The sequence below is a fragment of the Burkholderia arboris genome (assembly GCF_038723655.1).
GTDB classification, from domain to species: Bacteria; Pseudomonadota; Gammaproteobacteria; order Burkholderiales; family Burkholderiaceae; genus Burkholderia; species Burkholderia arboris.
In genome coordinates this window covers 2654932-2672889 of the sequence record NZ_CP109821.1, presented here as the reverse complement: position 1 = coordinate 2672889, position 17958 = coordinate 2654932, and the positions used below count along the sequence as shown (strand labels likewise).

General features: G+C 68.1%; 19 protein-coding genes. 8 read left to right on the top strand and 11 right to left on the bottom strand.

What is annotated here, in order from left to right:
• Positions 1–39: 39 nt before the first annotated feature.
• From OHZ10_RS12550 to OHZ10_RS12520, 7 genes are all read left to right on the top strand, one after another.
• Positions 40–321: a putative hemolysin gene (locus OHZ10_RS12550; protein WP_059233578.1), complete on the top strand. Its 282-nt coding sequence runs from the start codon at positions 40–42 to the stop codon at positions 319–321.
• 153 nt (positions 322–474) lie between these two features.
• Positions 475–795 (top strand): quaternary ammonium compound efflux SMR transporter SugE, encoded by a 321-nt coding sequence (gene sugE / locus OHZ10_RS12545; protein ID WP_027786846.1) that lies wholly within the window; start codon positions 475–477, stop codon positions 793–795.
• A 227-nt stretch (positions 796–1022) separates the two neighbouring features.
• Positions 1023–1640: a DUF4126 domain-containing protein gene (locus OHZ10_RS12540; RefSeq protein ID WP_034190778.1), complete on the top strand. Its 618-nt coding sequence runs from the start codon at positions 1023–1025 to the stop codon at positions 1638–1640.
• Positions 1637–4252: an ABC transporter permease gene (locus OHZ10_RS12535; protein WP_342702640.1), complete on the top strand. Its 2616-nt coding sequence runs from the start codon at positions 1637–1639 to the stop codon at positions 4250–4252. Before OHZ10_RS12540 ends, OHZ10_RS12535 begins: the two co-directional genes overlap by 4 nt.
• Positions 4253–4295: 43 nt before the next feature.
• A complete protein-coding gene (locus OHZ10_RS12530) occupies positions 4296–4706 on the top strand; it encodes a group II truncated hemoglobin (protein ID WP_174993815.1) in 411 nt (136 codons plus the stop codon).
• A 105-nt stretch (positions 4707–4811) separates the two neighbouring features.
• Positions 4812–5543 (top strand): alanyl-tRNA editing protein, encoded by a 732-nt coding sequence (locus OHZ10_RS12525; protein ID WP_174993816.1) that lies wholly within the window; start codon positions 4812–4814, stop codon positions 5541–5543.
• Positions 5540–6157, top strand: a complete 618-nt coding sequence (locus OHZ10_RS12520) for a DUF924 family protein (RefSeq protein ID WP_059233582.1) — start codon at positions 5540–5542, stop codon at positions 6155–6157. Before OHZ10_RS12525 ends, OHZ10_RS12520 begins: the two co-directional genes overlap by 4 nt.
• 158 nt (positions 6158–6315) lie before the next feature.
• Here the strand turns inward: OHZ10_RS12520 and OHZ10_RS12515 are convergent, their stop codons facing one another.
• The 11 genes from OHZ10_RS12515 to OHZ10_RS12465 form a co-directional block, all read right to left on the bottom strand.
• Positions 6316–8208 carry a glycosyl transferase gene (locus tag OHZ10_RS12515; RefSeq protein WP_342702638.1) on the bottom strand — a complete coding sequence of 631 codons (1893 nt, stop codon included), beginning with the start codon at positions 8206–8208 and terminating at the stop codon, positions 6316–6318.
• Between the two features lie 228 nt (positions 8209–8436).
• The gene (locus OHZ10_RS12510) at positions 8437–9198 is read right to left on the bottom strand and encodes an SDR family oxidoreductase (RefSeq protein ID WP_340624323.1); all 762 of its coding nucleotides are present in this window, start codon (positions 9196–9198) and stop codon (positions 8437–8439) included.
• 22 nt (positions 9199–9220) lie between these two features.
• Positions 9221–9802 carry a TIGR00730 family Rossman fold protein gene (locus OHZ10_RS12505; protein WP_059233585.1) on the bottom strand — a complete coding sequence of 194 codons (582 nt, stop codon included), beginning with the start codon at positions 9800–9802 and terminating at the stop codon, positions 9221–9223.
• Entirely contained in the window at positions 9799–10557 is a 759-nt protein-coding gene (locus OHZ10_RS12500; RefSeq protein ID WP_059233586.1) for a TetR/AcrR family transcriptional regulator, read from the bottom strand. The genes OHZ10_RS12505 and OHZ10_RS12500 overlap by 4 nt, the downstream gene beginning before the upstream one ends.
• A gap of 209 nt (positions 10558–10766) precedes the next feature.
• Positions 10767–11303, bottom strand: a complete 537-nt coding sequence (locus tag OHZ10_RS12495; protein ID WP_059233587.1) for a diacylglycerol kinase — start codon at positions 11301–11303, stop codon at positions 10767–10769.
• Positions 11300–12334 carry a glycosyltransferase family 4 protein gene (locus OHZ10_RS12490; RefSeq protein WP_059233588.1) on the bottom strand — a complete coding sequence of 345 codons (1035 nt, stop codon included), beginning with the start codon at positions 12332–12334 and terminating at the stop codon, positions 11300–11302. The genes OHZ10_RS12495 and OHZ10_RS12490 overlap by 4 nt, the downstream gene beginning before the upstream one ends.
• Positions 12335–12364: 30 nt before the next feature.
• Positions 12365–13303, bottom strand: a complete 939-nt coding sequence (locus tag OHZ10_RS12485; RefSeq protein WP_059233589.1) for a UDP-2,3-diacylglucosamine diphosphatase — start codon at positions 13301–13303, stop codon at positions 12365–12367.
• Between the two features lie 225 nt (positions 13304–13528).
• Complete coding sequence (locus OHZ10_RS12480; RefSeq protein WP_342702635.1) at positions 13529–14035, bottom strand: RDD family protein; 507 nt, start codon at positions 14033–14035, stop codon at positions 13529–13531.
• Between the two features lie 6 nt (positions 14036–14041).
• Positions 14042–14803, bottom strand: coding sequence for a DUF3106 domain-containing protein (locus OHZ10_RS12475; RefSeq protein WP_059233591.1), 762 nt, complete (start codon positions 14801–14803; stop codon positions 14042–14044).
• Between the two features lie 26 nt (positions 14804–14829).
• Entirely contained in the window at positions 14830–15255 is a 426-nt protein-coding gene (locus tag OHZ10_RS12470; protein WP_059233592.1) for a DUF3619 family protein, read from the bottom strand.
• Positions 15252–15815, bottom strand: coding sequence for an RNA polymerase sigma factor (locus OHZ10_RS12465; protein WP_048249338.1), 564 nt, complete (start codon positions 15813–15815; stop codon positions 15252–15254). Before OHZ10_RS12465 ends, OHZ10_RS12470 begins: the two co-directional genes overlap by 4 nt.
• A 355-nt stretch (positions 15816–16170) precedes the next feature.
• Between OHZ10_RS12465 and OHZ10_RS12460 the strand changes: the two genes are divergently transcribed.
• Positions 16171–17934 carry an acetolactate synthase 3 catalytic subunit gene (locus OHZ10_RS12460; protein ID WP_059233593.1) on the top strand — a complete coding sequence of 588 codons (1764 nt, stop codon included), beginning with the start codon at positions 16171–16173 and terminating at the stop codon, positions 17932–17934.
• Positions 17935–17958 lie beyond the last annotated feature (24 nt).

Here is a 17958-nt window from a genome sequence, read left to right as displayed (position 1 = left end):
TATCCTGACCGTTCCGCGAACAAAAACGAGGAGCGTGCAATGTCCGTCCGTCTGGTCGTCATCTGTGCGCTGGCGCTCGCTGCGCCCGGCGCGTTCGCCCAACCGCTGCCGCCCGCGCAGCAGCCGCCCGCGCAGGCGGCGATGGCCAATCCCGCGTCGGTCAACTGCGAGAAGCTCGGCGGCCGCCACGTGGTCCGCAGCCTGCCGAGCGGGCAGGTCGGGATGTGCATGTTCAAGGATGGCCGCGTCTGCGAGGAGTGGGCGCTGTACCGCGACGACCGCTGCGTCGGCGGTGTCGCGCCGAAGCGCGTGTCGAACTGACCAGGCCCGGCCGATCGCGCCCCGGATCGGCCACCGGCGTGGCCCGCAGCCGGCGTGTCCGTAAGCATCTTGTTATACTCGGCGCCGCCCGGGGACGACCCCGGGTCATTCGTTTCAACGGGGACGGCCCCATCCGATACGGAGTACGTCGAGATGGCGTGGGTATGGTTGTTGATCGCCGGTTTGCTGGAAGTGGCCTGGGCGGCCGGCTTGAAATCGTCGGATGGCTTCACGAAGCTCGGTCCGTCGGTATTTACGATCGTGACGGCGCTGGCCAGCTTCGGGCTGCTCGCGGTGGCGATGCGCCAGTTGCCGCTCGGCACCGCGTACGCGGTGTGGACGGGCATCGGCGCGGTCGGCGCGTTCGTGTTCGGCATCGTGATGATGGGCGAGGCGCTGACCGCCGCGCGCGTCGCGAGCGCCGCGCTGATCGTCGCAGGGCTGATCGGCCTCAAGCTGTCGTCGGCCGCCTGACGCCGGCATCCGGGTATCGGCATCCCGGGCGCGCATGCGCCCCGGGTGCCGCACCGCGGAATTGCGCCGGTCACCCGGATAGCCTGTCTATAATGGAACGCATTCGGGCCTGAATACCGTCGTGCTTCTCGCGGCACACGGTGCCGGTCGCCACGCGCCGCGCGGCCGGTCTGTCCGACCCGATCCGGTCAATCGGCAAAACGCACGGAAAGTGCAAGGAGAGGGCGATGATCGAAGCCATTTCGCTCGGCGCGGGGCTCGCGTGGGCGAGCGGGCTGCGCCTGTACCTGACGGTGCTGATCGCCGGCGTGCTCGCGCGGGTCGGCTGGCTCCATCTGCCCGATACGCTGGCCGTCCTGATGTCGCCGTGGGTCATCGGCGCGGCGGCCGTGCTCACCCTCACCGAATTCCTGGCCGACAAGATCCCCGCGTTCGACTCGCTGTGGGATGCCGTGCATACCTTCATCCGCATTCCGGCCGGCGCCGTACTGGCAGCCGGTGCACTCGGCCATGCCGATCCGACCGTGCTCGCGGTCGCGGGGCTCGCCGGCGGCTCGCTGGCCGGCGCCGCGCACGTCGCGAAGGCCGGTACGCGCGCCTTGATCAACCTGTCTCCCGAACCGATTTCGAACTGGGTCGCGTCGTCGACCGAGGACGGCCTCGTGGTCGGCGGGCTTGTCCTCGCATTCTTCGTTCCGCTCGCGTTCCTCGTACTGCTCGCCGCGTTCATCGCCGCGTCGGCGTGGGCGCTGCCGCGCCTGTGGCGCGGCGTGTCGGGCGGTTTTCGCGGGATGGCGAACCACATGGTGTCGCGGCTCAATTCGATCGGAGGGAAGCGCGATTGAAGGGGCCGCAACACGCGGCGCAGCCGCCGGCCGGACAATCCGGCCATGACGGGCGCGCGCAGGCCGGCCGCTTCGGCCTGCGCGACCTGATCCGCCAGGCTGCCCGGATGACCGCGCGCGACTGGCGCGCGGGCGAGTTGACGCTGCTCGTCCTCGCGCTGGTGCTCGCGGTCGCGGCGCTCACGAGCGTCGGTTTTCTCGCCGACCGGCTGCGTCAGGGGCTCGAACGCGATGCGCGCCAGATGCTCGGCGCCGATTTCGTCGTGCGCGCCGATCGCCCCGTCGATCCATCGTTCGGCCGGCAGGCCCAGGCGCTCGGCCTGCGTACCGCGACGACCGCCATTTTCCCCAGCATGATCGCGGCCGCCGCGGGCGGGCAGGCAGCCGATGCCGCACCGTCGCGTCTTGCGGCCGTGAAGGCCGTGTCGCCCGGCTATCCGCTGCGCGGTGCGGTGGACATCGTGCCGGCTGGCGCCACCGTCGCGCAGAAGGCCGCGGCAATTCCCGCGCCCGGCACCGTGTGGGCCGACCCCGCGCTGCTCGATGCGCTACACCTGAAGGCGGGCGATACGGTGCGCGTCGGGTTACGCACGTTCACGGTCGCCGCGTCGATTTCCCGCGAGCTCGATCGCGGCTTTTCGTTCGTCAATTTTTCGCCGCGGCTGATGATGCGCGCGGACGACCTCGCTGCGACGGGGCTCACCGGTTACGGCAGCCGCGTCACCTACCGGCTGCTGGTCGCCGGCGACGCACCGGCCGTCGCGCGTTTCGAAGCGTTTGCGCATGCACGCGTCGACGGCGGGAAACTGCGCGGCGTCGGGCTGGAGTCGTTGCAGGAAGGCCAGCCGCAGGTGCGGCAGACGCTGGATCGCGCACGCCATTTCCTGACGCTCGTCGCGCTGCTGACCGCGCTGCTCGCGGCGGTCGCGATCGCGATGGCCGCGCAACGCTACATGCGGCGCCATCTCGACGGCTGCGCGACGATGCGCTGCCTCGGCGTGAGCCGCCGCACGCTCGGCGCGCTGTTTGCACTCGAATTCGCCGGGATCGGCATCGTATCGGGCGCGGCGGGCGCGGTGCTCGGCTACGGCGGCCACTGGGCGTTGCTGGCCGCACTCGGCAGCCTGATCGACGTCGCGCTGCCGCCGCCCACGCTGTGGCCGGCGCTGATCGGCATGGGCGCCGCGCTCGTGCTGCTGCTCGGCTTCGCGCTGCCGCCGCTCGTGCCGCTCACGCGCGTGCCGCCGGTGCGTGTGCTGCGACGCGAGTGGGGCGATGCGTCGCGCACCGCGTGGGCTGCGTATGCGATCGGCGTCGTGCTGTTCGCGGGGCTGCTGATCGTCGCGGCCGGCAACCTGAAGCTTGGCCTGATCGTCGCGGGCGGCTTCGCCGGCGCGCTGGTCGGCTTTGCGCTGATCGCGCGGCTCGTACTGTTCGCGGCCGCCCGTGCGGTACGCAACGCGCGCGTGGCCGCCGGCGTCGGCTGGCGCTACGCGCTCGCGTCGCTGCACCGGCGCGGCACGGCCAGCGCGCTGCAGATCACCGCGCTGGCGCTCGGCCTGATGTGCCTGCTGCTGATCGCGATCACGCGCAACGATCTCGTCGCGGGCTGGCGGCAGTCGACGCCGCCCGACGCGCCGAACCAGTTCCTGATCGACATCCAGCCCGACCAGCGCGACGACGTTGCCGCCTATCTGGCCGCGCACGGCGTGCGCGACGCGGTGCCCGCGCCGATGGTGCGCGGCCGCCTCGTCGCGATCAACGGCAAGCCGGTGAATCCGGATGCGTATCCGTCCGAGGAGGCGCGCCGGCTCGTCGACCGCGAGTTCAACCTGTCGTATACGACCGAATTGCCGTCCGACAACCGGATCGTCGAAGGCGACTGGTTCGGCACCGCGGCCACGCCGCAGATCTCGATCGAGGCCGGCCTCGCGAAGACGCTGAACGTGAAGCCGGGCGACACGTTGCGCTTCGACGTGACGGGGCTGACGGTCGATGCGCCGGTCACGAGCGTGCGCAAGCTCGACTGGGGCTCGTTCCGCGTCAATTTCTTCGTGCTGATGCCGCCGCCGGTGCTGAAGGATTTCCCGGCCGTCTACCTGACGAGCTTCCATTTGCCCGCATCGAATGCCGCGCTGCTCGATCCACTGATCGCGCGCTATCCGAACCTGACCGCGATCGACGTCGCGCCGATCCTCGCGCAATTGCAGCGGATGATGTTGCAGGTGGTCGGCGCGGTGCAGTTCCTGTTCGCGTTCACGCTCGCGGCCGGCGTGCTCGTGCTGTACACGGCGCTCGCCGGCTCGCGCGACGAGCGCGTACGCGAGGCCGCGCTGCTGCGCGCGCTCGGCGCGTCGCGCGCGCAGGTCAATGCGGTGCAGCGCGCGGAATTCGTCGTGGTCGGCGCGCTGGCCGGCGTGCTCGCATCGGCGGGCGCGATCGCGGTCGGCTGGGTGCTTGCGTCGCGCGTATTCGACTTCCAGCTTGCCGTCGATCCGTGGCTCGTGCCGGCCGGCATCGCGGCCGGCGTTGCCTGCGCCGGTGCGGCCGGCTGGCTGAGCCTGCATAATGTGTTGCGGCGCCCCGCGCTGCAGTCGCTGCGCGACGCATGAGCGTCGCCGGCGGCCCCGACGATCCTGTTTTCCGACTATCCGTATGACCGATGTGAATGACGATGCGCCGTCCCAGCCGACGGCGTTCGAGCTCGTGGGCGGCGAAGCCCGCGTGCGCGAAATGGTGGACCGCTTCTACGACCTGATGGACCTCGAGCCCGAGTTTGCGGAGATTCGCGCGCTGCATCCGCAGTCGCTCGACGGCTCGCGCGACAAGCTGTTCTGGTTCTTGTGCGGCTGGCTTGGCGGCCCCGACCACTACATCAGCCGGTTCGGCCATCCGCGGCTGCGCGCGCGGCACCTGCCGTTCCCGATCGCGTCGGTCGAGCGCGACCAGTGGCTGCGCTGCATGGCGTGGGCGATGGAGGATGTCGGGTTGCCCGAGCCGCTGCGCGAGCGGCTGATGCATTCGTTCTACGACACGGCCGACTGGATGCGCAACCGGCCCGGTTGATCGACCGGTACGCCGCTGCCCGTACGCGGGACGATCTGCGTCTGGGCGCGCGTGCAGCCCGGCGCGACACTGGCCGTTTTCCCCAATCGATACGAGGCTCGCCCGATGACGACACAAGCGCTGTTTCGCGAAGACGCGTACCTCACGCAATGCGACGCGGTCGTCCAGGCCGTCGGCGAAGACGGCATCCGGCTCGACCGCACGGTGTTCTATCCGCTCGGCGGCGGCCAGGCCGGCGACACCGGCACGCTGACGCTGCCCGACGGCAGCACGATCGCGATCGCCGATACGCGCAAGGCGAAGTTCGACGGCGCGACGCCCGACGACGCCGTGCACGTGCCGGCGCCGGGGCAGGAAGCGAGCGTCGCGACGCTCGCGCCCGGCACGCGGGTGGTCGCGGAGATCGACTGGCTGCGCCGCTACCGGCACATGCGCCTGCACACGGCCGCGCACCTGATGTGCGCGGTGCTGCCGTACGCGGTCGACGGCTGCAGCGTGACGGCCGACTACGTGCGGCTGGATTTCGCGACGTCCGATTCGATCGACCGCGACGACGTCGAGCGGCGTCTCGCCGGCCTGGTCGGCGGCGCGCATCCGGTCACGACCGAATGGATTACCGACGACGAGATGGCCGAGCGGCCCGAACTCGTGCGCACGATGAGCGTGAAGCCGCCGATGGGCCTCGGCCGCGTGCGGCTGTTGCGCATCGAAAGCGTCGACCTGCAGCCGTGCGGCGGCACGCATGTGCGCAACACGTCCGAAATCGGCGGGCTGCGGGTCGCGAAACTGGAAAAGAAGAGTGCGCGTACACGGCGCCTCGTACTGGAGTTTGCATGACGATCGATACCGGGAAAACGGGCGCGGCAGCGCTCGATCCGCAAGCACGGGAGATTCTGGATTTCTGGTTCGGCGAGCCGGGTTCGGCCGAATTCGGGCAGGAACGCAAGGTGTGGTTCAACGGCGGCGCGGCGTTCGACGACGTGCTGCGCACGCGCTACGGCGCGCTGCTCGACGCTGCGTGCGACGGCGCGTGCGATCACTGGGCCGGGTCGCCGTCGGGTGCGCTGGCGTTGATCGTCGTGCTCGACCAGTTCTCGCGCAACATCCATCGCGGCACGCCGCGCGCGTTTGCCGCCGATCCGAAGGCGCTGGCGCTCGCACGCCGCGTCGTCGCGGCCGGCTGGGATGCGCAGTTGCCGGGCGGGCATCACCGCGCGTTCGCGTATCTGCCGTTCGAGCACGATGAATCGGTCGAGAGCCAAAGTGAAGCCGTGCGCCTGTGCGCAGGCATTCGCGACGAGGCCGGGTGCGAGAGCTATCACCGCTTCGCGCTGCTGCACGCGGCCGTCGTCGAGCGCTTTGGACGATTTCCGCACCGGAACGCGATTCTCGGTCGTGCATCGACCGACGAGGAAACCGCGTTTCTGCGCGAGCCCGGTTCGTCGTTCTGACGATTCGGGCAGTGGTCTAAAGAGGGGAGCGAACCCGCGGATTGACGCGGGTGCCTCAAGGACGGGTATCGCGCAAGGGTTGCGCACCGGTCGGACGGGAGCGGGCTACCGCGGCGAAAGTCGAAGGCAAGCAGGACGGCGCATCGCGCCGTCCTGCGTCACTGCAGGTGCTGTTCGGGCGTACGCACGTACACGCGCAGCAGTTCCTCGTTGTCGCCGGGGCGGGCGCCCGTCCAGAACAGTTTCCATTCGCTGCCGGGCGCCGGATCGACGGCCCGCACACCCTGGACGATCATCCACGTGCAGCGCGTCGACTTTGCGTCGTCGATCGGCGTGTGCTGGATGCCGGAGAAGTAGTACAGCATCGGCGCTTCCGATTCGCCGAGCCCGTGCAGGCTCGCCATGCAATCGCCGTCGTTCCATTCGAGTGCGAGATGCGCGTTCAGGTCGTCGAACACCGAACGATAGCTCTTCGCGACGTCGAGCCACGGCAGCAGCAGCGTATAGACGAGGCCCCATGCGACGAGCGCGCCGGCGCCCCACGACAGCGCGCCGCGCCACATGCCCGTCGTGCGCAGCTTCGGCAGCAGCGTCAGCCAGCCGACGGTCAGCGCGAGCGCGCCGATCACGAGCGCGGGCTGGATCGGCATCGTCCAGTCGAGCGGCAGCCAGCGGCCGAGCCACGCGAGATCCGCACGCGACGCGGCCGGATCGGCCATGACGGCCCAGATCGCCCATGCGAGTGCGACGGTCGTGCCGAACAGCACGCGGCTGAAGTAATCCCACGCGAGATGCAGCCGGCGCGGCAGGCGTTCGATCGCCTGCGCGGCGACCAGCGCGAGCGGCGCGAAGAACGGCAGGATGTAGAGCTGGCGCGACGTCGCGGACACTTGCAGCACCACGAGCCCGATGCTGGTGAACAGTACGGGCAGCGCGATGCGCGGCGTGCGCCAGTCGCGCCATGCGCCGCGGGCCAGCGCGACGATCGCGAGCGGTGCGACCGGGAAGCCGACGAGCAGGAACGCGCGCAGGATGAAGAACGGCTTGTCGTTTTCCGCGCCCAGTTCGGGAACGGAGAACCCGAAGAAGCGGCCGACGTTGTTATCCCAGAACCACGTCATGAACAGCGGTTCGGAGCGCAGGAACAGCGCGGTCGGCCAGATCAGCGCGAACGGCGCGAACACGAGCGCGGCGATGCCGAGGCTGCGTGCGAACGAGCGGGTGCGGCAGGCCGGGTAGAGCAGCAGGGTGCAGACGAGCGTGGCCGCGAACACGAGCGGGACGAACAACCCCTTTGTCATCAGCGCGATGCCGACGCCCGCGCCGAAGATCGGCGCGGCCCAGCGGGCCGACGGGCGTACCGGCAGCCCGTGCCGCATCTGCTGCGCGCGCGCGACCTGCTGCGTCACGAGTTCGAGCAGCCCGCAGAACCCCATCGCCGTGCCCGCGAACAACGCGACGTCCGTCATCATGTCGTGCACGTGCTTGATGACGACGAGCGTGCCTGCGCTCAGCACGACCGGCCCGATCACGCGCAGGTCGAACCAGGAGTCCGCGCGGCTGGCCACGCGCGCCGCGCGCGCGATGCAGCCGAATGCGAGCGCGGCGAACAGCGCGCTCGCGAGCCGCGCCGCGTCGTGCAGCGGCATCACGCGCTGCAGCAGCCAGGCGAGGCTGGTCGCGACCCACGCATAAAGCGGCGGTTTTTCCATGAACGGCAGGCCGGCATTGGTCGGCACGACGAAGTCGCCGGTCTCGAGCATGTGCTGGATGATGCCGAACGTGTAGGTTTCGTCCTGTTTCCACGGATCGTGGCCGAGCACGCCCGGCAGCGTATACGCACACACCAGCGCAGCGACGAACAGCCAGGCCCGCCAGCCGAGCAGGAGCGAGCGGTCGCGCGCGGTGCTGGCGGAGGTGGTCGAGGCCACGACGGGCGTGCCGGCGGCGTCGAGCGTCGCGGTGACGTCGGTGTCGGCGGTCGAGCGGGTGTGCGCGGCCGAGGCGGGCACGGGCGTGCGTCGCCGGCTGGGCGCTGCGGTTCCAGGCATGGAAAAGATCTCGGGTCGAGTCGAGGTGGTCCGGCGACATGGGTCGGACCATTAAGGGCCGCATCAAGGCGGCAAAGCACAGACGTTTATGACGCCTGTCTGACTGGTCGCTAGTAGAGCACGGAACTATTACGGATGTTTACTGAAACCGTCACGAAATTGTGGAGATTTGTGGTGCCGTGACGACAGATTGTTTTCCGCGGCGAATTTGTTGCGCCGTGCGTCAGGTTAGCGGCCGCCGCCGACGTCGAGCAGGGCGCCCGTCGTGTAGGACGCCGCGTCGCCGAGCAGCCAGACGATCGCCTCGGCGATCTCCTGCGCGTCGCCGGCGCGGCCGAGCGGCGTTTGCGCGCCGAGGCGGGCCGCGCGGCCCGGCTGGCCGCCGCTCGCGTGAATTTCGGTCTCGATCAGTCCGGGGCGCACCGCGTTGACGCGCACGCCGTGCGGGCCGAGTTCCTTCGCAAGACCGATCGTCAACGAGTCGACCGCGCCTTTCGACCCCGCGTAGTCGACGTACTCGTTCGGCGAACCGAGCCGGGACGCGATCGACGACACGTTGACGATCGCGCCGCCGTGGCCGCCGCGGTCGGTGGACAGCCGGCGTGCGGCTTCGCGTGCGCACAGATACGCGCCGAGCACGTTGGTGTCGAACATCCGGCGCAGCCGGTCGACCGGCATCTCGGCGAGCGGCAGCGACGGCGCGACGATACCCGCATTGTTGACGAGCGCGTCGAGACGGCCGAACTCGGCGGCAACGGTATCGAACATCGCGACGACGTCCGCCTCGTTCGCGACATCGCCCGCGACGATGCACGCGCGGCCGCCCGCGTCGCGGACGGCTTGCGCGGTCAGTTCGGCCGCTGCCGCGTCGCGCGCATAGTTGATGCCGACGTCCCAGCCGCGTTTGGCCGCGAGCACGGCGGTCGCGCGGCCGATGCCGCGACTTGCGCCGGTGATGAGGACTGCCTTGCGATCGGACGGTGCGGTCATGGTGCGCGGGTTCGGGTGACGGTTACTTTGCTGCGTCGGGCGCCCACTTGTCGTGGGCGGGCGGCTGGTAGCTGCGCAGCCGCTCGATCAGCTCGACGGGATCGGATTCGACGCACAGTGCATCGAAATAGGCCGGACGCATGAAGCCCTCGTCGACCGTATGACGCAAGAGCGAGATCAACGGATCGTAGAACGAATCGATGTTGTAGACCGCGACGGGCTTGCGGTGATAGCCGAGCTGCGCCCACGTGTAGACCTCGAAGAGCTCTTCGAGCGTGCCGGCGCCGCCGGGCATCGCGACGAACGCGTCGGAGAGGTCGGCCATCATTTTCTTGCGGTGGTGCATGTCGGGCACGACGTGCAGTTCCGACAGCCCCGTATGGCCGACTTCCTTGTCGACGAGCAGTTCGGGGATCACGCCGACCGCACGGCCGCCGGCCGCCATCACTTCGTCGGCGATCACGCCCATCAGGCCGACGCGGCCGCCGCCGTAGACGAGCGTGAGGCCCGCATCGACGAGCGCGCGGCCGAAGGCGCGCGCGGCGTCGGCATAGACGGGCCGCACGCCGGGCGACGAGCCGCAGTAAACACAGACTGCCTTCATTGCTTGGAATCCTTGGCGGGGGGCTGCCCGGTGGTGACCGGGCTGCCGGCCGGGCGCGGCGAGCCGTCGCGCGGCGGCAGGTAGTCGGTGAACTGGCGCTTGGGCAGCTTGCCGGAGACCAGGTCGTCGAACAGCTGGCGCGAACGGCCGCGCAGGTACGGCGCCATCACGGAGATCACGTGCATGCTGACCTGGTGCAGTTCCTCGCGGATCGCGTCCTGGTCGTTGTATTTGCGCGGATGCATCACGTACTGATACGACAGCCAGTAGGTCGAGATGACGGCCATGTTGGTCGCGATGACTTCGATCTCGGTGGGCGTCGCGACCATTTCCGCGTCGGACACGAGCAGCTCGCACATGTCGTGCGCGAAGCGCACCTTGTGGCTGATGATCTGCTTGAAGTGCGTCTCGAGCGTGCGGTTACGGGCGAGCAGGTCGTTGAGGTCGCGATACAGGAACCGGTAGGTCCACATGAAATCGGCCATGTACTGCAGGTACGACCAGGTTTCGTCGATCGTCGGACGATGATCTTCGGGAAAGCGCAGCCGCCGTTCGATCTGCTGCTCGAACTGCGCGAAGATGCTGTTGATGATGTCGTCCTTGTTGCGGAAATGGTAGTACAGGTTGCCTGGACTGATTTCCATTTCCTCGGCGATCGTCGTGGTCGTGACGTTCGGCTCGCCGATCTCGTTGAAGAGTTTCAACGACAACTCGAGAATCCGTTCGCGGGTGCGGCGGGGAGGTTTCGCTTCCATGTCGTCCGGCCCTGTGTGTGCCGGACTGGCGGGCGCTGCAATCGATGCTGCGTGATTCGTCCGGCGCGGGTTGCTGTTCTATGTCTAGCGGACGATTATAAACCGGGGTTTCGCCACATCGGGCGCATTTCGTGATCGCGGCCCCGCGCGGCGCATGGTGCAGCGCCGCACGCGGGCGGGGCGAAAGGCGTTTGCCGGGCGGTCGTCGGCTAGAAGCCGAGCCAGCGTGCGACGACCGGGCCGAGCACGAAGCCCCACGTCGTCACGCACGCGAACAGCGCGACCGTCACGGCCGCGCTGCCGAGGTCCTTCGCGCGCTTGGAGAGTTCGTGGCGCTCGAGCGAGATGCGGTCGATCGCGGCTTCGACGCTCGAGTTCAGCAGCTCGACGATCAGCACGAGCAGCACCGAGCCGATCAGCAGCGCGCGCGACGCGGCCGGCACCGGCGCGAATGCGCCGATCGGGAGCATCAGCGCGGCCAGCGTGAGCTCCTGGCGAAATGCGCTTTCCTCGCGGATCGCGACGCGAAAGCCGTTCAGCGAATGCTTGAGGGCGAACCACGCGCGCGTGATGCCGCGATGGCGCTTGTACGGGTTCGGCGGCAGCGGCGACAGTTGATCGTCGGGGCCGAGCGGCTCGTGCGCGTGCACGTCCGCTTCGGCGTGCGGCTCTTCCTCGTCGAACGGGCGGTGCCGTTGCGGCGTGGCGTCGGGGGGCGGGGTCTTGTCGTTCAGGTCTCGTTTCAAACGGCGGCACCTTCGGCTGGCGAGTACGCGGTCTTCGGCAGCGGCTTCAGATGCGACGCGAACTGCTCGGATGCCGCGCGCCACGAGAAGCGTTCGGCCCACGCGCGCGCAGTCGTGCGTTCGATCTTCAGCGCCTCGAGGCAGGCTTCCTGCAGGTCCTCGTGCATCGCGCCGGCATCGCCCCCGCCGAGCACGTCGATCGGGCCCGTGACGGGATACGCGGCCACCGGCGTGCCGCAGGCGAGCGCCTCGAGCAGCACGAGGCCGAACGTGTCGGTGCGACTCGGAAACACGAACACGTCGGCCGCAGCATACACCTTCGCAAGCTCGGCCTGTGACAGCACGCCGAGATAGTTCGCCTCCGGATAGCGCGACTTCAGTTCCGCGAGCGCGGGGCCTTCGCCCGCGACCCACTTCGAGCCCGGCAGGTCGAGGCGCAGGAACGCCTCGACGTTCTTCTCGATCGCGACGCGGCCCACGTACAGGAAGATCGGCCGCGCCGTGTTGAGCACCTTCGATTCCATCGGCCGGAACACGTCGAGGTCGACGCCGCGGGTCCACAGCACGACGTTCGTGAAGCCGAATTTCTCGAGGTCCTGCTTGACGACCGGCGTCGGCGCCATCACGGCGAGCGACGGGCCGTGGAACCAGTGCAGGAAGCGGTAGGTCGCGGCGAGCGGGATGCCGAAGCGCGCCTGCACGTATTCCGGAAAGCGCGTGTGGTACGCGGTCGTGTACGGCAGCTTGCGGGCGCGTGCATAGCGTCGCGCGGCGAGGCCGAGCGGGCCTTCGGTCGCGATGTGCAGCGCGTCGGGTGCGAACGCATCGATCCGCGCGCGCAGCTTGCGGTACGGCAGGATCGACAGGCGGATCTCGGGGTAGGTCGGGCAGGGCACCGTGCGGAATTCCAGCGGCGTCAGCATTTCGACGCGGTGGCCGAGCGCCGTGAGTTCGCGCGACGTGCTCTTCAGCGTGCGCACGACGCCGTTGACCTGCGGTTCCCACGCGTCGGTGACGATCATGATCTTCATCGCGGCATGTGTCCTGTAAGTAGGGTTGTGTCAGGCAGTGGCCTTGGCCTTGCGCGACGTGGTCTCCGACGGCGCGGTGCGCATCACCGTCCAGTAGACGATCTTCAGTTCGCCTTCCATCGTTTCGACGAGCGCGGACAGGCTTTCGACCCAGTCGCCGTCGTTGCAATACAGCACGCCGTCGATGTCGCGGATCTCGGCCTTGTGGATGTGGCCGCACACGACACCGTCGCAGCCGCGGCGGCGCGCCTCGTCGGTCATCACGGTCTCGAACTGCGAGATGAAGTTGACCGCGTTCTTGACCTGGTGCTTCAGGTACTGCGACAGCGACCAGTACTGGAAGCCGAGCCGGCTGCGGATCCGGTTGAACCAGCGGTTCAGCACGAGGATCAGCGTGTAGAGCGTGTCGCCGAGATACGCGAGCCATTTCGCGTGCTGGATCACGCCGTCGAACAGGTCGCCGTGCACGATCCACAAACGTTTGCCCGCAAGCGTCGTGTGGAACGCCTCGCCGCGCACCTGGATGTCGCCGAACGCGAGGTCGCAGAACTGCCGCGCGCCTTCGTCGTGGTTGCCGGGGATGTAGACGACCTGCGTGCCCTTGCGCGCCTTGCGCAGGATCTTCTGCACGACGTCGTTGTGCGCCTGCGGCCAGTACCAGCCCTTCTTCAGCTGCCAGCCGTCGATGATGTCGCCGACGAGGTACAGGTATTCCGAATCGTTGTGGCGCAGGAAGTCGAGCAGGTACGGCGCCTGGCAACCGCTCGAGCCGAGGTGGATGTCGGACAGCCAGATGGTGCGGTAGCGATGGGCGGGCGCGTCGGGGTCCTCGTGCTGCGTGGAATGCGCGGCAGGCGGTTCTTGCGACGCCAGGCTGTCGCTTGCAGCCGAGCCGGACAGGAAGGCAGTGGCGGCGCGGGCGCCGATGGGGTGACGGAACAGTGAGGTCGCGGACGTTTTCTGGCCCATGCATGACTCGCGCCGGTTGACATTACCGGCATTCCGCCATGCGGGCGTGACTGTGCCGTGACAGTCACGAGACGTTCTTATTACGACCGTTGTAGGGTGTTTAGCAGTGAATGAAACGGCGTTGCGTAACCTGCCGCACGGAACGGTTGATGGTTGTCCGGCAAGGCCGCCGGGCCGGGTGACGGAGGGCGGGACGAGCGGTTTTCGTCTGGCGAATGCGGTGCGTCAGCGCGGTATCGCGACGACGCGCGTGCGCGCGATCCGGTCGTGCGGGAACTGGCGGCCGGCATGGAGCCGCGCGGCGCCGGCCCAGACGACGATCCACGCGGCCGTGAGCGCGAGCGTGACGGGCACCGACAGGCCGAGGAGCGGGTGCAGCGCGAGCGGCGGCAGGAACCACAGCCAGCCGAGCGCATAGCGGACGAGCGCGTGGCTGGCGCTCAGCGGCCGGCCGCTCGACGATTCGAGGCGCAGCCGCCAGGTCTTCATCGGCAGCGTCTGGCCGCCATGCGTCCAGAACCACACGAAGTACGCGCCGACGACGAGCGCGATCCACGCGGCAAGCAGGTTGTGATGGACGAGGCCGTTGCGTTGCTGGGTCGCGAGGCTGAATGCGAGCCCGGCGAAGAACACGACGCCGAACAGCAGCACGCCTTCGTAGAGCAGCGCAGCGAGGCGCCGCCGCACGGACGGCGCGGCGGTCGGAGTCCCGGATGCGCGGGCGTCTGCCACGGCCGCTCAGGAGCCCTTGAACAGCGAAGGCGCGTCGGCGGGCGATACCGGCGCCACGGCGGCCGGCGCGGACGCCGCGCCAGAGGTCGACGACGCGGGCACCGGCTGCGCGGCGGCGCCGGCCGAGGCGGGCGCCGGTGCGGTGGTCGCGCCGCTTGCCGGGTGTTCGTGCGAATTGACGAGGCGGCGGACGTCACGGTCGGCGACGGTCGGCGGTGCGCTGACGACGCTCGGCTTGCGACGGCGCTCGGCGGCCGCGAGACGTTCCTTCTGCTCCTCGGGGAGTTGCTGGTAGGCCTTCCACGCGCGCTCGCGTGCCTGCGCGGACAGCTCCTTCGCGCTCTGGTAGTTCTCGCGCGCGACGCGGCGCTGCTCGGGCGTCATCTTGGCCCATTCGGCCATCCGGTCCTGCAGGCGCTTTTGGTCATCGGGCGACAACTTCGCGAAACGCGATGCGATCTTCAGCCATTTGCGCTTGCGGGCGTCGCTGAAGCCGTCCCACTGGTCGGCGAACGGCGCGAGTGCCGCGCGCTGCGCCGGCGTGAGGCGCGCCCACGACAGCGGGCCGTTGGCGGCCGGCAGCGGCAGGGGCAGCGCAGGGAGTTCGGTGGTCAGCCCGGTCGCGGCCGAAGCGGGCGCGGCAGGGCTGTTGGCCGCGACGGTGGTCGTCGCGGGGGCCGGGTGGAATCGGGGATAGGTGGCGACGTAGGAAACGGCGATTGCGATCACGCATCCGAAAAATACGGCCAGGCCGCGCTTCTGACTCACCCGTGCGATCCCCTCGTTCTTGTCTGTTAGTGGGCGCGCGAAAGATACGCGTTGAACCCGTGGTCGAGATACGCGTTGAGCGGCAGGTCGTCGCTGAGCATCGCCGCGTCGATGTCGGCGAGTTCGGCGGTGCGCTGCATGTCTTCCCAGTAGGCGATGCCGACGAGCCCCGCGAGCAGCAGCGCGAGCGGCCACGCGCGCAGCAGGCGGCGCGCGAACGACCCTTGCGGGCGGTTCACGGGCGCCGTGCCGTACGCACCGGCCGCGCCGGCGAAGGCCGGCACGAACACCGGCGCGGTCGCGGCTTCGGGCTTCTTGCGCGCGAGCGCAGCCCGGCGGGCGGCGGCCAGACGGTCGGTGGTCGCGGCCGGCAGGGCGGTCGCGCGCTCGTCCAGCGCGCGGCGCACCTTCAGCGCGAATTCGTGTTCTCGGTTTTCGGGAGCGGAGCTCATAGCGTGATTCCTTTGGCCTTGAGCGCGTGCGCCAGCGTGTGAGTGGCGCGAGAGCAGTGCGTTTTCACACTGCCTTCGGAGCACCCCATTGCGGCGGCAGTCTCGGCGACATCCATATCTTCCCAATAACGCATCAGGAACGCTTCCCGTTGACGCGCTGGAAGTTTCTGGATTTCTTCGTCGATCAGGGCCAGAACCTGCTCTCTTTCGAGGCGGTGCTCGCTGCTCTCGACGCCCGCGTTGTCGTCCGCGGATTCGAGCGTTTCGAGCGGGTCGAAGTCGTCGTCGTCGGTATTGTTCAGCGACGAGAAGAGCGTCACCCACGTATTGCGGACTTTCTGCCGGCGGAACCAGTCGTGGATCGCGTTCTGCAGGATCCGCTGAAAAAGCAGCGGCAATTCGGCCGCCGGCCGGTCGCCGTACTTCTCTGCGAGCTTGATCATCGCGTCCTGCACGATGTCGAGCGACGCATCGTCGTCACGCACGGCGTACGCAGCCTGCTTGAACGCGCGCCTTTCGACGCCCGCCAGAAAGTCGGCGAGTTCCTTGTCTGATGCCATTCCGTGAAGGTATGCGCTGCGGGCCGCTGCGTGGTGTAAAAGGTCGAAAAATTTCGTAAAACCCGCGGATGCTATCAAATTTTCGTGCCGCTTGGCACCGGGTTGGGGGCGGCACGTTGCGCGCGAGCCGCGGCGGCGGGGCGCCGGGCGGCGCGCATGATGCGGTGCGGGATATTTTGCTTGACGACCCCATCGCGACCCGCTATCGTCAATGATTCGCAACATGAAGTGATGGTCTCATTTGAGGCTGGCCCAAGAAGCCCGCCCTTCAAACTGGACGCGCCGCTTGAACCCGAGCCACAAGCCCGGCAGAGAGCACCCGATCAATTTTTTGCCGAAAATTCGAAAGGTCAAAATGAACATGCCCAGCGCGGAATTCTCCACGTCGGAACCCCTTTCCCCTCCCGATAGCGACTCCATCGGCGGTACCGTGCTCATGAAGGCACTGGCCGACGAAAACGTCGAATTCATCTGGGGCTACCCCGGCGGCTCGGTTCTCTACATCTACGACGAGCTGTACAAGCAAGACAAGATTCAGCACGTGCTGGTGCGCCATGAACAGGCGGCCGTGCACGCAGCCGATGCGTATGCGCGCTCCACCGGCAATGTCGGCGTCTGCCTCGTGACGTCGGGCCCCGGTGTCACCAACGCGGTGACCGGCATCGCAACGGCCTACATGGATTCGATCCCGATGGTCGTGATCAGCGGCCAGGTGCCGACTGCCGCGATCGGCCAGGACGCTTTCCAGGAATGCGACACCGTCGGCATCACGCGTCCGTGCGTGAAGCACAACTTCCTCGTGAAGGACGTGCGCGACCTCGCGGAAACCGTCAAGAAGGCGTTCTACATCGCCCGTACCGGCCGTCCGGGCCCGGTGCTGATCGACATCCCGAAGGACATCTCGAAGACGCCGTGCCAGTACGAGCCCGTCAAGAGCGTGTCGCTGCGTTCGTACAACCCCGTCACGAAGGGCCATTCGGGCCAGATCCGCAAGGCCGTGTCGCTGCTGCTGACGGCGAAGCGTCCTTACATCTATACGGGTGGCGGCATCATCCTCGCCGACGCGTCGCGTGAACTGAACCAGTTCGCGGACCTGCTCGGCTACCCGGTCACGAACACGCTGATGGGCCTCGGCGGCTATCGCGCGTCGGACAAGAAATTCCTCGGCATGCTCGGCATGCACGGCACCTACGAAGCGAACATGGCGATGCAGCACTGCGACGTGCTGATCGCGATCGGTGCCCGCTTCGACGACCGCGTGATCGGCGACCCGGCGCACTTCGCGTCGCGTCCGCGCAAGATCATCCACATCGACATCGACCCGTCGTCGATCTCGAAGCGTGTGAAGGTCGACATCCCGATCGTCGGCGACGTGAAGGAAGTGCTGAAGGAGCTGATCGAACAGCTGCAGACGGCCGAGCATGGCCCCGACACCGAGGCGCTCGCGCAATGGTGGAAGGACATCGAGGGCTGGCGCTCGAAGGACTGCCTGAAGTTCGATCGCGAAAGCGAGATCATCAAGCCGCAGTACGTGGTGGAGAAGGCGTGGGAGCTGACGGACGGCAATGCGTTCGTGTGCTCGGACGTCGGCCAGCACCAGATGTGGGCTGCGCAGTTCTACCGTTTCAACAAGCCGCGTCGCTGGATCAACTCCGGCGGCCTCGGCACGATGGGCTTCGGCCTGCCGGCAGCGATGGGCGTCAAGATGGCGCACCCGGACGACGACGTGCTGTGCATCACGGGCGAAGGCTCGATCCAGATGTGCATCCAGGAACTGTCGACCTGCCTGCAGTACGACACGCCCGTGAAGATCATTTCGCTGAACAACCGCTACCTCGGCATGGTTCGCCAGTGGCAGCAGATCGAATACAGCAAGCGCTATTCGCATTCGTACATGGATGCGCTGCCGGATTTCGTGAAGCTCGCCGAAGCGTACGGCCATGTCGGGATGCGAATCGAAAAGACTTCGGATGTGGAGCCGGCGCTGAAGGAAGCGCTGCGCCTGAAGGATCGCACCGTGTTTCTCGACTTCCAGACCGATCCGACCGAAAACGTCTGGCCGATGGTACAGGCCGGCAAGGGCATCACCGAGATGCTGCTCGGATCGGAAGATCTGTAACGGCGCGACGCGCGCTTGGGCCCG

Coding starts and splice junctions, on each gene's coding strand:
- OHZ10_RS12550 (WP_059233578.1), top strand. CDS start 40: ATGTCCGTCCGTCTGGTCGTCATCTGTGCGCTGGCGCTCGCTGCGCCC.
- sugE (WP_027786846.1), top strand. CDS start 475: ATGGCGTGGGTATGGTTGTTGATCGCCGGTTTGCTGGAAGTGGCCTGG.
- OHZ10_RS12540 (WP_034190778.1), top strand. CDS start 1,023: ATGATCGAAGCCATTTCGCTCGGCGCGGGGCTCGCGTGGGCGAGCGGG.
- OHZ10_RS12530 (WP_174993815.1), top strand. CDS start 4,296: ATGACCGATGTGAATGACGATGCGCCGTCCCAGCCGACGGCGTTCGAG.
- OHZ10_RS12525 (WP_174993816.1), top strand. CDS start 4,812: ATGACGACACAAGCGCTGTTTCGCGAAGACGCGTACCTCACGCAATGC.
- OHZ10_RS12520 (WP_059233582.1), top strand. CDS start 5,540: ATGACGATCGATACCGGGAAAACGGGCGCGGCAGCGCTCGATCCGCAA.
- OHZ10_RS12515 (WP_342702638.1), bottom strand. CDS start 8,208: ATGCCTGGAACCGCAGCGCCCAGCCGGCGACGCACGCCCGTGCCCGCC.
- OHZ10_RS12510 (WP_340624323.1), bottom strand. CDS start 9,198: ATGACCGCACCGTCCGATCGCAAGGCAGTCCTCATCACCGGCGCAAGT.
- OHZ10_RS12505 (WP_059233585.1), bottom strand. CDS start 9,802: ATGAAGGCAGTCTGTGTTTACTGCGGCTCGTCGCCCGGCGTGCGGCCC.
- OHZ10_RS12500 (WP_059233586.1), bottom strand. CDS start 10,557: ATGGAAGCGAAACCTCCCCGCCGCACCCGCGAACGGATTCTCGAGTTG.
- OHZ10_RS12490 (WP_059233588.1), bottom strand. CDS start 12,334: ATGAAGATCATGATCGTCACCGACGCGTGGGAACCGCAGGTCAACGGC.
- OHZ10_RS12485 (WP_059233589.1), bottom strand. CDS start 13,303: ATGGGCCAGAAAACGTCCGCGACCTCACTGTTCCGTCACCCCATCGGC.
- OHZ10_RS12470 (WP_059233592.1), bottom strand. CDS start 15,255: ATGAGCTCCGCTCCCGAAAACCGAGAACACGAATTCGCGCTGAAGGTG.
- OHZ10_RS12465 (WP_048249338.1), bottom strand. CDS start 15,815: ATGGCATCAGACAAGGAACTCGCCGACTTTCTGGCGGGCGTCGAAAGG.
- OHZ10_RS12460 (WP_059233593.1), top strand. CDS start 16,171: ATGAACATGCCCAGCGCGGAATTCTCCACGTCGGAACCCCTTTCCCCT.